Raw genomic sequence first — 13,047 nt, forward strand, 5'->3', positions numbered from 1 at the left:
CGTCAGAACCGCTTCTTCAGCCAGATGCAGGCATGGCCGGGCGGGAAATCGTCGATCCGGCCGAAGCGCTCGTAGCCGTGCCTTTCGTAGAAGTCGGGCGCCTGAAAGCTGTAGGTGTCGAGGAAGGCGCCGGTGCAGCCGCGTTCGCGCGCTTCCGCCTCGGCGGCGGCCAGAAGGGCACTGCCGATGCCGGTGCCGCGCGCATCCGGCGAGACCCATAGCCAGTCGATGAACATCCAGCCATAGAAGGTCCGCGCCTTCACTCCCGCCTTGGCCGCGCCGCCATCGTCGCGGGCGATGACCCACAGGTCCCGATAGTCCGCGGCGCCGGCCTTGGCCTCGTTGAAAATGTCAAGGCCGCGGTCGATCAGTGCGCGCACTTCGGAACCCGGATCGGCTTCCACGGCAATCTGCATAGGCGTCCCCTTTCAACCAGCTGCCCTTCCCGATGGCAGGGTATGGCGTTGCGTGTCTTTCGTGCCAAGAATAGCGCGCACCACCAATGGGGCACGGGGGACGACATGACCTTCACGCAGGCGATTTCCAGCGTTCTCGGCAATTACGCCACCTTTACCGGCCGCGCGCCGCGTTCGGAATATTGGTGGTTCATCCTGTTCTGCGCGGTCGTGCCTTATGCCCTCAGCTTTCTCGGCGCCTTTCTTTTCGCCGATCTGTTCTTGATCGAAGTTGGCGAGGCGGAAGGAGAGCCGGTTATCGTCGATGTGCTCGTCGCGCTGTTCACGCTGTTCACGTTCATCCCTTCCATCGCCGTCGCGGTTCGCCGCTTCCATGACATGGACCGCACCGGCTGGTGGCTGCTGATCAGCATCACCGGCATCGGCGTCATCGTCCTGATATTCTGGTTCATGTTCAAGGGAACGCCCGGCCCGAACCGCTTCGGCCCCGATCCGCTGCAAGCCTGACGCGCACAGTGGGCGACCGACGCGACGCTCCAGCGCTGGAGGCGGCGGAGGCTTTCGTGCCAAGAATACGCGGCAAAGCGAATGTCGCAGGGGGAAGTCATGGGATTCACGCAGGCGATTTCGAGCGTTCTCGGCAACTACGCCACCTTCACCGGCCGCGCGCCGCGTTCGGAGTATTGGTGGTTCGTCCTGTTCTCGATATTGGCGAGCATTGCTGCCGGGGTCATCGACACGGCCCTCTTCGGCGCGTTCTCGCTGCTCACTTTCGGCGAAATCGACGCCTTCACGCCCATCAGCACGCTGGTCGGCCTGGGACTGCTCATCCCCTCGATCGCCGTCGGGGTGCGTCGCTTCCACGACATGGATCGCACCGGCTGGTGGATGCTGCTGATCCTCAGCGGCATCGGCGCCTTCGTCGTTTTCTTCTGGTTCATGGTCAGGGGCACACGCGGGCCGAACCGCTTCGGGCCGGACCCGCTGGAATTCTGACGCGTACGAAAAAGGGCGGCCCGAGGCCGCCCTTTCGACTGTTGAAGAACATGTGGCGCCGCTCAGCCTTGCTGGATGGCGCTGAGCTTCCACGCGCCGCCCTGCGGGCGGGCGAAGGTCCAGAACTCGACGGCCTGCTCGACACGGTCGGGATCACCCTGCACGACCCGGCCGGTAGCCTTGTCGAGGGTGACGTCCTTCAATTCGTAGCGCATGGCGACGGTGGCGTATTCGCTGGCGCCCTCCGACCAGGCTTCCGATAGGTCGCCCTGCAGCAGCTTGACGTCGGTGACGCGGTTCTCCAGGCCCTCGCGGTCCATCTCGTCGAGCTCTTCGGCCATATAGCCGGACATCTCGGGGGTGAGGAGAGCGGCAAGCGCGGTCCTGTCGGCGCGGCCATAAGCGGCCTGCACCTCGCCGAGCATGCGCTCGAACGTGTCGAAGTCAGAACCCTCCAGCTTGATCGGGCGGCCACGAGGGGCGGTGCCGAAGCCGGAACGGGGCGCTGCCGCGCCGCCGCCCTGCACGGCCGCGCCGCCACCGTTCATGGCGTCACGCGCCATCGGGTCGGGCCGGGCGCCGCCGGCATAGGAGGGCTGATTGCGCGAGCGCATCCAGCCCATCACCAGACGCACCACGATGAAGATCAGCGCGACCTGCAGCAGCAGCCCGAGAATGCCGGAGAGGCTGCCGAGGCCGGAGAAGAATCCAGAGCCCATCAGCAGGCCGAAAATGCCGGCGCCGAGCAGGCCGCCCATCAGCCCGCCCATGAAGCCGCCACGGTTGAAGAAGCCGCCGGGCTGAATGCCGGGCGCGCGGGTCGCCGGCCCGCCGATCTGGTTCTGCGGCGTGGCCGAACGCTGCATCGGCTGGGCCGACGGCGCGGTCGGCGTGGGTGCCGGGGTCGACCAGGTGCGTGCACCACGGCTGCCGAAGCTCATGCTGCGGCCGGCGCGGGCCTCGGCGAAGTCGCTGGCGACGAAAACGCCGGCGGCGACGAAGAGCGCGCCGAGCACGAGGCGCAGGGCGGCGGGACGCAGACGCAGGAATCGCAAGGGGATAGCCTCTCCAGTATCAGTGCATACGGCATATGCCGCAGCGTCATCCATATGGGAAGAGACGGTAGGGATGCCACCCCTGAAATCATCCCGGAGGGGAGAGCGGGCGCCGCCAACGAGTGTGGGGCGGCGCGGCAGGGTGATTTGCACGGCGCACACGATCGCGTGAGGTGTGCAGCAGGCGTGGCGCATCGGACGTCGCGCGGCATCACCGAAAGGGGTGACGGTTCAGCAGCCGACCAGCGACTCGATGGCGGCGATGGAGCCTACCGGGGCGTTGGCATTCTGGCCCTTCTGCTCGCCGGCATCGGCGGGACGCAGGGCGGAGAGGGTCGGGGCGCCGGCAAAAGAAGCCTTGGGCTGGCGGTGGGCGAGAGGAGCCTGAACCTCATTGCGGTTCATGACGGGGGGCATTTCGAAGTCCTTCCTGTAACGCATACGCTTGTTCGACGTGACGGCCTTTCGGCCACTTTTCAGGGGAATCGTCCGCGACGATGCCCTTCATGCTCACTGTTATGAACGCCCAACCCTGAAGCTTCCCTGAGCACGCCGTTCATCCTGGCGGCGGATTCGTTCACAATCGCGGCGGCTATGGGGCAATTGATGAGAAATTCGCCGGCTGTGGCGTGGCGGCCTCATTCGCCGTGCGAAGCGAGGTATCTCCTTGCCGGGGCACCCGGCACGCATCTTCCGATGCCGCCACGGGCCGGGGATAAGGGGGACGGCATGGGTGTCATGCACGGCATGCTAATTGCTAAGTTGCCTACGCCTTAAGGAGTATCGCCATGTCAGTTGCCCTCACCATCGCCCTTCCCGATGCCGAGCTCGAAGCCGATGGCGAACTCGATCTGTCGCTGCGCGACGACATCCGCATGCTCGGCCGTGTGCTGGGCGACACGCTGCGCGATCAGGAAGGCGAGCCGACCTTCGAACTGGTGGAGCACATCCGCCGCGTCTCCACCCGCTTCCACCGCGAGGAAGACGAGGGCGCCCGGCACGAGCTGGAAGCGATCCTGAGTGACCTGGGGCCGGACCAGACGATCTCCATCGTCCGCGCCTTCTCCTATTTCTCGCACCTCGCCAACATCGCCGAGGATCAGAACGTCATCCGACGCATGCGCGCGGCGGCCGTCAGCGGGCGTTCGGGCGGGCCGGCGACGGTGGCGCGGGCCCTCGAGAGCGCCCGCGAGGCCGGCATGTCGACCGTGGAGCTGCGCAAATTCTTCTCCACGGCGCTGGCCAGCCCGGTGCTGACCGCGCATCCGACCGAGGTGCGCCGCCGCTCCACGCTGACGCACGAGATGTGCATCGCCAGGCTGCTGGCCGACCGTGCCCGGCTCGACCCGACGCCGGAGGAGCAGGCGATCGCTGCCGACGAACTGCGCCGGCGCGTGCTGATGCTCTGGCAGACCAACCTGCTGCGGCGGACCAAGCTGACCGTGCTGGACGAGGTTGCCAACGGCCTCGCCTATTACGACTACACCTTCCTGCGGCAGCTCCCGGCGCTCTATGCGACGCTCGAGGATCGGCTTGCCGCGATGGAAGGGGTCGGGGTCGAGGCGCCGGAAGTCGCCTCGTTCCTGCGGATCGGCAGCTGGATCGGCGGCGACCGCGACGGCAACCCCTTCGTCACCGCCGACGTCACGCGCGAGACCATGCGCATGCAGTGCGCGCAGGCGGTGCGCTTCTATCTCGACGAACTGCACGATCTCGGCGCCGAATTGTCGATCAGCACCATCCGCGTGAAGGTCTCCGACGAGCTCATCGCGCTGGTGGACGCCTCGCCCGACCTGTCGCCGCACCGGCGCAACGAGCCCTATCGCCTCGCCACCAGCGCCATCGCCGCCCGGCTGCGGGCCACCGCCTTCCGCCTCGACGTCGCCGATCTTGTCGGCATCACCGAGAAGCCGGCGGCGAACTTCTATGCCTCGGCGGCCGAACTGCGCGCCGATCTCGACATCATCGACGCCTCGCTCAAGGCACACAAGTCCGTCGCCATCGCCGGTGGCAAGCTCAGGGCGCTGCGCCGCGCGGTGGATTGCTTCGGCTTCCATCTCGCCGTGCTCGATTCGCGGCAGAACTCGGACGTGCATGAGCGTTGCGTCGCCGAGCTGTTCGAGATCGCCGCGCCCGGCACCAACTACAAGTCGCTGCCCGAGGGTACGCGCGTGGCGCTGCTGCTGCGCGAGCTGACCACCGCCCGGCCGCTCACCTCGCCCTTCGTGACCTATTCCGACGAGACGGTGGGCGAGCTGGCGATGCTGCGCACCTGTGCGCGCATCCACGGCATCTACGGCCCTGAGGCGATCCAGACCTGCATCATCTCCAAGGCCGAAGGCGTCTCGGACATGCTGGAACTGGCGCTGCTGCTCAAGGAGGTCGGCCTCGTCGATCCCGCCGGCTCGGCGGCGGTGAACATCGTGCCGCTGTTCGAGACCATCGAGGACCTGCGCAACGCCGCCAAGGTGATGGAGCAGATGTTCCGCCTGCCGGAATACCGCAAGCTGGTGGACAGCCGCGGCAGTGTGCAGGAAGTGATGCTGGGCTATTCCGACAGCAACAAGGATGGCGGCTTCGTCACCTCCGGCTGGGAACTCTACAAGGCCGAGATCGAGCTGGTCGAGGTGTTCAAGCGCCATGGCGTGCGGTTGCGGCTGTTCCATGGCCGCGGCGGCTCGGTCGGCCGTGGCGGCGGGCCGAGCTACGACGCCATCCTCGCCCAGCCGGGCGGGGCGGTGCAGGGACAGATCCGCATCACCGAGCAGGGCGAGATCATCTCGTCCAAATACTCCAACCCGGCGGTCGGCCGCGGCAATCTCGAGATACTCGCGGCCGCGACCATGGAGGCGACGCTGCTGTCCGGCGACGCCATGGCGCCGCGCGCGGAGTACCTCACCGTCATGGAGACGCTCTCCGAGGCGGCGTTCAGCGCCTATCGCGCGCTGGTCTACGAGACCCCGCGCTTCGAGGACTATTTCTGGGAATCGACCGTCATCAACGAGATCGCGACGCTGAACATCGGCTCGCGTCCGGCCTCGCGCAAGAAGACCCGCCGGATCGAGGACCTGCGCGCCATTCCCTGGGTGTTCTCCTGGGCGCAGTGCCGGCTGATGCTGCCGGGCTGGTACGGCTTCGGGACGGCGGTGCGCCAGTGGCTCGACGCCAACCCGGACGGGCTGCCGCTGCTGCGGGAGATGTACCGGGAGTGGCCGTTCTTCCGCACCCAGCTCTCCAACATGGACATGGTGCTCTCCAAGAGCTCCATCGCCATCGCCTCGCGCTACGCCAAGCTGGTCGAGGATGTGGAACTGCGCGAGAGCATCTTCGGGCGCATCCGTTCCGAGCATCAGGCGGCGATCGACGCGCTGCTGTCGATCTCCGAGCAGCCCGCTTTGCTGGGGTCAAACCCGCTGCTCGACCGCTCGATCCGCGCGCGCTTCCCCTATATCGACCCGCTGAACCATGTGCAGGTCGAGCTGCTGCGCAAGTACCGCTCCAACGATACCGACGAGAAGGTGCTGCAGGGCATCCAGCTCACCATCAACGGCATCTCGGCCGGGTTGCGGAACTCGGGGTGAGGGGGCGTCATGGCCTTTGCGTGCACCATACCTGCCGTGCCCACCGTGCTGGCCGATGATGCGCGCGTGCGCATCACCCGCTGGGATTTCGCGCCCGGCGCCACGACGGGCTGGCACGAGCATGCGATGGACTATGCCATCGTCTTCGTTACCGACGGGCTGATGGAGATCGACGTGGACGACGAGGTGACGCAGGTCGCGATGGCGGCCGGCGCGGGCTATTCACGCCCGGCCGGCATCCGCCACGATGTGCGCAATGCCGGCGCCGCGCCGATGAGCTTTGTCGAGGTCGAGATGAAGTAGGCCGGTCGGCGCGCTATTTGCCGGCCAGCGGCGGCACGGCTTCCGGCGGCAGGTTCGGGGCCGCGCGGGCGAGGCGGAAGGCGGCCTTGATGAGCGCGGCATTGTCCGCCGCCTCGCTGCCGTCCGGCAGGTGCTTGCCGTCCTCCAGGCCGATGCGTCCGTCGAGGCCGCGCATCAGCGCATCCTGGTAGAGCGGCCAGACGGTGGCGTCGAAACCGTGCTGAAGCACGGGGACATCGAGGCTGGCGCGCGCCAGTACCTTGCGGATGGCGGCGGCCACCGCCAGCCCCTCCGCCTCGTCCTGTTCGTTGATCTCGATGAGGATGCGCAGGCAGCGCCGCGCGTCGGTGCGCGCCACGAAACGCTCGGCATCAGCCTGCGACCACAGGCCGGCCTCGACACCGATGCCGCGGGAGAGGGCGAGCGCGATCATCTCCGGCGCGTCGTCCTCGATCAGGTTCACCGAGACGTAGTCCGGCAGCACGCGCCAGCGCTTCACGGCGTCGAGCCGGCCGGGGCCGCCGGGCGCGATGCCGGCATGGGTGGAAAGGCCGATCGGCGTGCCGGGCACGCGGGCGCGGATCGCTTCCAGCGCCGCGGCGACGTGCTCCGGGTCCAGCGTCTCGGCGCCTGCGGGGTCGCAAGGGTGAAGATGCAGCTCGGTGGCACCGGCGGCGAGGACGGCCGCTGCGTCCGCCGCGAGCTGGGCGGGTGTCAGGGGCACATGCGGATGAAAATCGCGCGCCCGGGAACCGTTGAGGCAGGCCTGCAGCATCACCGTCTCCTTGTTCGTCGGAGGATCAACCCGCCAGGGCACCGTTTCGTTTCAGCCGAAGCCCTTTCGCTTCAGCCGCTGCACCGCGCGCTCCAGCGCCTGCAGGAATTCCGAGCGGTCGCGCGGCGAGAAGGGGCGGGGGCCGCGCGTGATCTCGCCGGCCTCGCGCAGATCCTGCATCAGGTTGCGGGTGGCAAGCTGCATGCCGATGGAGGAGGCGGTGAAGGGCTTGCCGGTCGGCCCGATCGCCTCGGCGCCCCTGGCGACCACCCGCGCGGCGAGCGGCACGTCGGCGGTGATGACGAGGTCGCCTTCCTCCACCCGCTCGGCGATCCAGTCGTCGGCCACATCCAGTCCGGCCGGCACGATGACGCGCTCGACCTCGGCGTCGCGGGGAATGGCGATATAGCTGTTGGCGACGAGAAGCACCTTGAGCCGGTGGCGGGCGGCGACGCGGTACGTCTCGTCCTTCACCGGGCAGGCGTCGGCGTCGATATAGATGAGGATGGGTTTCGGCACAGTATTACCGATGATGTGCGAGCTGCATCAAGCAAGAGGGGCTGCCCTTGCGGACAGCCCCTCCCATGTCAGACCGCGGTCCGGCCCGGTAGTCGCCTAGAAGGGCGACGCGATGTGTCGCATCACGCGGCACAGACCTCGCAAGAGGCAAGTGCCCAGGTCACGGATACCGACGACCGCGGATCAAGACGATCAGACACTGGATCACCTCCTTTCGATTGTTGACGACAACTACAGACTAGCGTGATTCGGCGAAACGTCACGCATTTGTTGCGCTGCGGCGGGCAATTGCGCTGTTCACTTCGCGTTACGACGCGCAATCTTGGGTGCGCACTCACAACGGAAGGAGAGGCCATGCGGCGAGGTTGGTCCTGGTTGGTCGCGGCACTCCTGGTCGCCACCCCGCTCTACGCCCAGCAGAGTTCGGACGGGCAGGCGCCCGAGGCCGCCGCCCCGGTTCTTGCCAGTCAGAAGTCCGCGACCGGCAGGAACTGGATGGTGACGGCGGCCAACCCGCTCGCCGCCGAGGCCGGCGCCGCGACCTTGCGGGCGGGGGGCAGCGCCATCGACGCGATGATCGCGACCCAGCTCGTGCTCGGTCTGGTGGAGCCGCAGTCGTCCGGCCTGGGCGGCGGAGCCTTCCTCGTCTATTGGGACGCGGCGGCCGGGGCGCTCACCACCTTCGACGGGCGCGAGACCGCGCCGCGCGCGGCGACGCCGACCCTGTTCCAGGATGCGAAGGGCGAGCCGCTGGCCTTCATGGAGGCGGTAGTCGGCGGGCGCTCGGTCGGCACGCCCGGCACGCCGCGGCTGCTGGAAACCCTTCACCGCCGCTATGGCCGGATCGCCTGGGGCCAGCTCTTCCGTCCGGCGCTCCATCTGGCGGAGAACGGTTTCGAGGTCTCGCCGCGCCTTGCCGGGCTGATCGCCGGGGATGTGGAGACGCTCAAGCGCGACGCGGCGGCGCGGGCCTACTTCCTCGACGCCGATGGCGCCCCGCTCGGGGCGGGCACGCTGCTGAAGAATCCGGCCTATGCGTCGACCCTGCGCCGTCTCGCGCGTTACGGCGCGGACGCCTTCTATGGCGGCGCGCTGGCGCAGGAGATCGTGCGTACCGTGCGCGAGGCCGCCACTCCCGGGCTTCTCTCGCTCGGTGACCTGCGCGAGTACCGGGTGAAGGAGCGCGCGCCCGTCTGCGGTGCCTATCGCGGGCTCGACGTGTGCGGCATGGGGCCGCCCAGTTCCGGCGCGCTCACTCTGGGGCAGATCCTCGGCATGCTCGATTCCTACGATCTCGGGGCGCTGGGTCCGACTTTGCCGGAAGCGTGGCGGCTGATCGCCGACGCATCGCGCCTCGCCTTCGCCGACCGCGAACGCTACATGGCGGACGAGGACTACGTGCCGATGCCGACCCGGGGGCTGCTGGCGCGCGATTATCTCGGCCAGCGGGCGAAACTGCTGGCCGGCGACGACGCCCTGCCGGAAGTGGCGGCCGGCAGCCCGACCTGGGACCACGCCATGGCCGCTCCGGCACGGGCCGATGGCGAGGCGCCGGAACTGCCCTCGACCACGCAGATCACCATCGTCGATGCCGCGGGCAATGTGGTCTCGATGACCTCGACCATCGAGGCGGGCTTCGGGTCGCGGCTGATGGTCGGCGGCTTCCTGCTGAACAACGAGCTGACCGATTTCTCCTTCCGCTCGCAGCGCGACGGCGTGCCGGTCGCCAACCGGGTCGAGCCGGGCAAGCGGCCGCGCTCCTCCATGACGCCGACGGTGGTGCTGAAGGACGGTCGGCCGGTGCTGGCGCTGGGTTCGCCCGGCGGCAGCCAGATCATCGGCTATGTCGCGAAGACGCTGATCGCCCATCTCGACTGGGGCATGCCGCTCGCCGCGGCGCTCGCCGCGCCAAACGTGCTGGCGCGTTTCGATGCGGTGGAGGTCGAGGCGGGGAGCGCGGCGGAGGCGCTGGAGCCGGGACTGCGCTCCCTCGGCTTTCAGGTGAAGGCGGCGCCGATGACGTCCGGCGTGCAGGCGGTGTCGATCGGGCCGGAGGGGCTCACCGGCGCGGCCGATCCGCGCCGCGAGGGCGTGGCGATCGGGGAGTAGTCCCCGGCTCCCGTCAGTGGCTGATCATCCACGGGCGGGCGGAGGGGAAGCTCTTCGCGCCCGAGGCGGCGGTGGCGGTGCGGTTCTTCTTGCTGCGGCTCTTCATGCCGGAACAGCAGGAGCAGCCGGAGCCGTGGCGCGCGCGCTCCTGTTTTTCCTTGTAGCCATCCACACTCATCGGTGCGTGGCTGGCGCTCTCATTGGTCGCGTGCGCCACCCTGCGCTCGCGCGACATGGAGGTGAAATGCGGCGCCGTCAGCATCACGCGCGGCGCGAGGCCGCCGCAGTCCGGGCAGGGCTGCGGGTCCTGATATTCGCTCATTGGCCGCAGGGCGGTGAAATCGCCGCAGCTGTCGCACTGATATTCGTACACGGGCATGAGCGTTGTCCTTGGGCGTTTCCTCGATGTGATGGAAGGGGCGGGACGGCGCCAGGCGCCGTCCCGCCCGCCGGACTTAAGCGGGGGTCAAAGGTCCGGCGAGATCGGCATGTCGATCGAACCGTCGATGAACTTGGTCGGACCGGCAGCCGAAGGCTTGATGTCGAAGTCGAAGATCTCGGTCGGCAGCCACAGCGTGGCGCAGGAATTGGGGATGTCGACGACTCCCGAGAAATGTCCCTGCACCGGCGCGACTCCGAGGATGGAGTGCGCCTGCGCGCCCGAGTAGCCGAACTTCTTCAGATATTCGATGGCGTTGAGGCAGGCCTGCCGATAGGCGACATTGGCATCGAGATAGTGCTGCGTGCCGCTCTCGTCGACCGAGATGCCCTCGAAGATCAGGTAGTCCTTGTAGTTTGGCGTGATCGGCGACGGCTTGAAGATCGGGTTCTTGATCCCGTACATCGCCATGCCGTTCTTGATCAGGTTCACCTTGATGTGCAGCCACGCGCCGAACATCTCGATGGCGCCGCAGAAGGTGATCTCGCCGTCGCCCTGGGAGAAGTGCATGTCGCCCATGGAGAGGCCGGCGCCGTCGACATAGACGGGGAAGTAGATCGTCGAGCCGCGCGACAGGTCCTTGATGTCGCAATTGCCGCCGTGCTCGCGCGGCGGAACCGTGCGCGCGCCTTCCGAGGCGACCTTGTCGAAGGCGTCGCCCTTGGCGAGCTTGCCCAGATGCGCGGTCTTGGGGAAGGGCGGGTTGGCGAGCGGGGGCACGCGGGTCGGATTGGTGTCGATCAGCGCCTGCTCGCGCGCATTCCAGGTGTCGAGCAGCTTCTGCGAGGGCAGGGTGCCGATCAGGCCGGGATGGATGAGGCCGGCAAAGCCCACGCCCGGCACATGGCGCGAGCGGGTGAACATGCCCTCATAGTGCCAGATCGACTTCTGGGCGAGCGGGAAATGGTCGGTCAGGAAGCCGCCGCCGTTCTTCTTCGAGAAGAAGCCGTTGAAGCCCCATTCGTGGCCCTTCAGCGTGCCGGCATCGAGAATGTCGACCACCAGGAGGTCGCCGGGCTCGGCGCCCTTCACCCCGATGGGACCGGAGAGATAGTGAACCGTCGACAGGTCGACGTCGCGGATGTCGTCGGCGGAATCGTTGTTGGCGATCGCGCCGCCGGTCCAGTCCACGGTCTCGACGATGAAGTCGGCGCCGGGCTCGACCCAGGTGGCGATCGGAATGTCCGGGTGCCAGCGGTTGTGCAGAAATTCGTTCTCGGTGGCCGGCTTGGAAAGATCGACCGAAATCAGTGTCTCAGGCATGGCGAACTCCGTTCCCCTTGGGCTGCATGCGAACTTCAGGACGGGTCGGCCAGCGGCCGGCCCATTCATATTTCCGAGATCGAGACCGCCCCTTCGGGGCTGGCCCCGGAGCCTCAGACCGACAGGAACTTGGCGACCTTCGCCTCGTCGACGTCGGCGCGCAGGTTCTCGTGGACGATCTCGCCATTCTCGATGACGAGCACGCGGTCGGCGATGTCGAGGGCGAAGGAGAGCACCTGCTCGGAGACCACGATGGACAGGCCGCGCTCGTCGCGGATGCGCTTCAGCGTGCGGGCCATCTCGCGGATGATCGAGGGCTGGATGCCTTCCGTCGGCTCGTCGAGCAGCAGCACCTTCGGCGCCGTGGCCAACGCCCGGGCGATGGCGAGCTGCTGCTGCTGGCCGCCGGAGAGGTTGCCGCCGCGCCGCCCCTTCATCTCGAGCAGCACCGGGAACAGCTCGTAGATGTCGGGCGGCACCTTGCTCTCGCCGCGCGGGATCAGGCCGGTCTCGATGTTCTCCTGCACCGTCATGGTGGAGAAGATCATGCGGCCCTGCGGCACATAGGCGACGCCGTTGTGCACCCGCTCATAGCTTTTCAGGTTGGTGATGTCGGTGTTGCCGACGCTCACCTTGCCGCTCTTGGTCGGGACGATGCCCATGAGCGACTTCATGAGCGTGGTCTTGCCCATGCCGTTGCGGCCCATGATGGCGATGATCTCGGCGGGGGCGACGTTGAAGTCGAGGCCGTGCAACACCTCGCTCTCGCCGTAGGAGACGTGCAGGTGGGAAACGTTCAGCATGTTCCGTCCCTCAGTGGCCGAGATAGACTTCGATGACCTTCGGGTCCGCCTGGACCTTGGCCATGGAGCCCTCCGAGAGAATCTTGCCCTGGTGCAGCACCGTGACCTTGTGGGCGATGTCCTCGACGAACTTCATGTCGTGCTCGATCACGATCACCGAACGGTTCTTGATGATGGTGTTGAGCAGTTCGGCGGTCTTCTTGCGCTCGGACACGCTCATGCCGGCGACGGGCTCATCGAGCATGAGCAGCTCCGGGTCCTGGATGAGCAGCATGCCGATCTCCAGCCACTGCTTCTGGCCGTGCGAGAGATATTCGGCACGCTGGTCGAGCTGGTCGGCGAGGAAGATGGTCTCGGCTACCTCCTGCACCCGTTCCTTCACCGCGGCGTCGCGCCGGAAGGCGAGGGCGCCGACGACCGAACGGCCCTTCGGGTAGGAGATTTCCAGGTTTTCGAAGACGGTGAGGTCCTCGTAGATCGACGGGTTCTGGAACTTGCGGCCGACGCCGGCGCGGACGATCTCGTGCTCCTTCATCCGGGTCAGCTCGCGGTCCTTGAAGCGGATCGAGCCGGTGGTGGCCTTGGTGCGGCCGCAGATGAGGTCGAGCACGGTGGTCTTGCCGGCGCCGTTGGGGCCGATGATCACGCGGATCTCGTTCTCGTCGACATAGAAGGACAGGTCGTTGACCGCCTTGAAACCGTCGAAGGAGACGGTGAGGCGTTCCACCGCAAGGACGAAGTCCTTGTTCATGGTGTCGGTGATGACAGCGGTGTTCATGGCTCGCGTT

The 13,047-nt window shown here is 67.3% G+C and carries 14 protein-coding genes; 5 read left to right on the forward strand and 9 right to left on the reverse strand.

Annotated features, from left to right (window positions below):
• Positions 1-2 precede the first annotated feature (2 nt).
• The gene (locus AC1PZ7_RS10400) at positions 3-416 is read right to left on the reverse strand and encodes a GNAT family N-acetyltransferase (RefSeq protein ID WP_482359391.1); all 414 of its coding nucleotides are present in this window, start codon (positions 414-416) and stop codon (positions 3-5) included.
• 105 nt (positions 417-521) lie between these two features.
• Between AC1PZ7_RS10400 and AC1PZ7_RS10405 the strand changes: the two genes are divergently transcribed.
• Both AC1PZ7_RS10405 and AC1PZ7_RS10410 read left to right on the forward strand, forming a co-directional pair.
• Positions 522-923: a DUF805 domain-containing protein gene (locus AC1PZ7_RS10405; protein WP_482359392.1), complete on the forward strand. Its 402-nt coding sequence runs from the start codon at positions 522-524 to the stop codon at positions 921-923.
• A gap of 99 nt (positions 924-1,022) precedes the next feature.
• A complete protein-coding gene (locus tag AC1PZ7_RS10410) occupies positions 1,023-1,412 on the forward strand; it encodes a DUF805 domain-containing protein (RefSeq protein WP_482359393.1) in 390 nt (129 codons plus the stop codon).
• 62 nt (positions 1,413-1,474) lie between these two features.
• Here AC1PZ7_RS10410 and AC1PZ7_RS10415 read toward each other — a convergent pair whose 3' ends face one another.
• Together AC1PZ7_RS10415 and AC1PZ7_RS10420 are read right to left on the reverse strand one after the other, a co-directional pair.
• The gene (locus tag AC1PZ7_RS10415; protein ID WP_482359394.1) at positions 1,475-2,467 is read right to left on the reverse strand and encodes a Tim44 domain-containing protein; all 993 of its coding nucleotides are present in this window, start codon (positions 2,465-2,467) and stop codon (positions 1,475-1,477) included.
• Between the two features lie 231 nt (positions 2,468-2,698).
• Positions 2,699-2,884, reverse strand: coding sequence for a hypothetical protein (locus tag AC1PZ7_RS10420; protein WP_482359395.1), 186 nt, complete (start codon positions 2,882-2,884; stop codon positions 2,699-2,701).
• Between the two features lie 371 nt (positions 2,885-3,255).
• On the opposite strand from AC1PZ7_RS10420, the gene ppc reads away from it, so the two are divergent.
• Together ppc and AC1PZ7_RS10430 are read left to right on the forward strand one after the other, a co-directional pair.
• Positions 3,256-6,048, forward strand: a complete 2,793-nt coding sequence (gene ppc / locus AC1PZ7_RS10425) for a phosphoenolpyruvate carboxylase (RefSeq protein ID WP_482359396.1) — start codon at positions 3,256-3,258, stop codon at positions 6,046-6,048.
• Positions 6,049-6,057: 9 nt separating this feature from the next.
• Positions 6,058-6,351 (forward strand): cupin domain-containing protein, encoded by a 294-nt coding sequence (locus AC1PZ7_RS10430; protein WP_482359397.1) that lies wholly within the window; start codon positions 6,058-6,060, stop codon positions 6,349-6,351.
• A gap of 13 nt (positions 6,352-6,364) precedes the next feature.
• On the opposite strand, the gene AC1PZ7_RS10435 is transcribed toward AC1PZ7_RS10430, so the two are convergent.
• Complete coding sequence (locus tag AC1PZ7_RS10435) at positions 6,365-7,126, reverse strand: 3-keto-5-aminohexanoate cleavage protein (protein WP_482359398.1); 762 nt, start codon at positions 7,124-7,126, stop codon at positions 6,365-6,367.
• Positions 7,127-7,177: 51 nt separating this feature from the next.
• Complete coding sequence (locus AC1PZ7_RS10440) at positions 7,178-7,645, reverse strand: YaiI/YqxD family protein (protein ID WP_482359399.1); 468 nt, start codon at positions 7,643-7,645, stop codon at positions 7,178-7,180.
• Positions 7,646-7,999: 354 nt separating this feature from the next.
• On the opposite strand from AC1PZ7_RS10440, the gene ggt reads away from it, so the two are divergent.
• Positions 8,000-9,754, forward strand: a complete 1,755-nt coding sequence (ggt, locus tag AC1PZ7_RS10445; protein ID WP_482359400.1) for a gamma-glutamyltransferase — start codon at positions 8,000-8,002, stop codon at positions 9,752-9,754.
• 13 nt (positions 9,755-9,767) lie between these two features.
• Here the strand turns inward: ggt and AC1PZ7_RS10450 are convergent, their stop codons facing one another.
• The 4 genes from AC1PZ7_RS10450 to urtD all read right to left on the reverse strand — a co-directional run bounded on the left by AC1PZ7_RS10450 (position 9,768) and on the right by urtD (position 13,037).
• Positions 9,768-10,133 (reverse strand): FmdB family zinc ribbon protein, encoded by a 366-nt coding sequence (locus AC1PZ7_RS10450; RefSeq protein WP_482359401.1) that lies wholly within the window; start codon positions 10,131-10,133, stop codon positions 9,768-9,770.
• A gap of 87 nt (positions 10,134-10,220) precedes the next feature.
• Positions 10,221-11,456 (reverse strand): formamidase, encoded by a 1,236-nt coding sequence (gene fmdA, locus AC1PZ7_RS10455; RefSeq protein ID WP_482359402.1) that lies wholly within the window; start codon positions 11,454-11,456, stop codon positions 10,221-10,223.
• Positions 11,457-11,569: 113 nt separating this feature from the next.
• Entirely contained in the window at positions 11,570-12,259 is a 690-nt protein-coding gene (urtE, locus tag AC1PZ7_RS10460; RefSeq protein WP_482359403.1) for an urea ABC transporter ATP-binding subunit UrtE, read from the reverse strand.
• A 10-nt stretch (positions 12,260-12,269) separates the two neighbouring features.
• A complete protein-coding gene (urtD, locus tag AC1PZ7_RS10465; RefSeq protein ID WP_482359404.1) occupies positions 12,270-13,037 on the reverse strand; it encodes an urea ABC transporter ATP-binding protein UrtD in 768 nt (255 codons plus the stop codon).
• Positions 13,038-13,047: the final 10 nt, after the last annotated feature.

This window comes from Ancylobacter sp. TW_SC_1, assembly GCF_056836805.1.

Excerpts from the sequence above, each read along its gene's own strand:
- ppc (WP_482359396.1), top strand. The coding sequence starts at position 3,256 with ATGTCAGTTGCCCTCACCATCGCCCTTCCCGATGCCGAGCTCGAAGCC.
- urtE (WP_482359403.1), bottom strand. The coding sequence starts at position 12,259 with ATGCTGAACGTTTCCCACCTGCACGTCTCCTACGGCGAGAGCGAGGTG.
- AC1PZ7_RS10400 (WP_482359391.1), bottom strand. The coding sequence starts at position 416 with ATGCAGATTGCCGTGGAAGCCGATCCGGGTTCCGAAGTGCGCGCACTG.
- fmdA (WP_482359402.1), bottom strand. The coding sequence starts at position 11,456 with ATGCCTGAGACACTGATTTCGGTCGATCTTTCCAAGCCGGCCACCGAG.
- AC1PZ7_RS10435 (WP_482359398.1), bottom strand. The coding sequence starts at position 7,126 with ATGCTGCAGGCCTGCCTCAACGGTTCCCGGGCGCGCGATTTTCATCCG.
- AC1PZ7_RS10450 (WP_482359401.1), bottom strand. The coding sequence starts at position 10,133 with ATGCCCGTGTACGAATATCAGTGCGACAGCTGCGGCGATTTCACCGCC.
- ggt (WP_482359400.1), top strand. The coding sequence starts at position 8,000 with ATGCGGCGAGGTTGGTCCTGGTTGGTCGCGGCACTCCTGGTCGCCACC.
- urtD (WP_482359404.1), bottom strand. The coding sequence starts at position 13,037 with ATGAACACCGCTGTCATCACCGACACCATGAACAAGGACTTCGTCCTT.
- AC1PZ7_RS10430 (WP_482359397.1), top strand. The coding sequence starts at position 6,058 with ATGGCCTTTGCGTGCACCATACCTGCCGTGCCCACCGTGCTGGCCGAT.
- AC1PZ7_RS10410 (WP_482359393.1), top strand. The coding sequence starts at position 1,023 with ATGGGATTCACGCAGGCGATTTCGAGCGTTCTCGGCAACTACGCCACC.
- AC1PZ7_RS10405 (WP_482359392.1), top strand. The coding sequence starts at position 522 with ATGACCTTCACGCAGGCGATTTCCAGCGTTCTCGGCAATTACGCCACC.
- AC1PZ7_RS10420 (WP_482359395.1), bottom strand. The coding sequence starts at position 2,884 with ATGCCCCCCGTCATGAACCGCAATGAGGTTCAGGCTCCTCTCGCCCAC.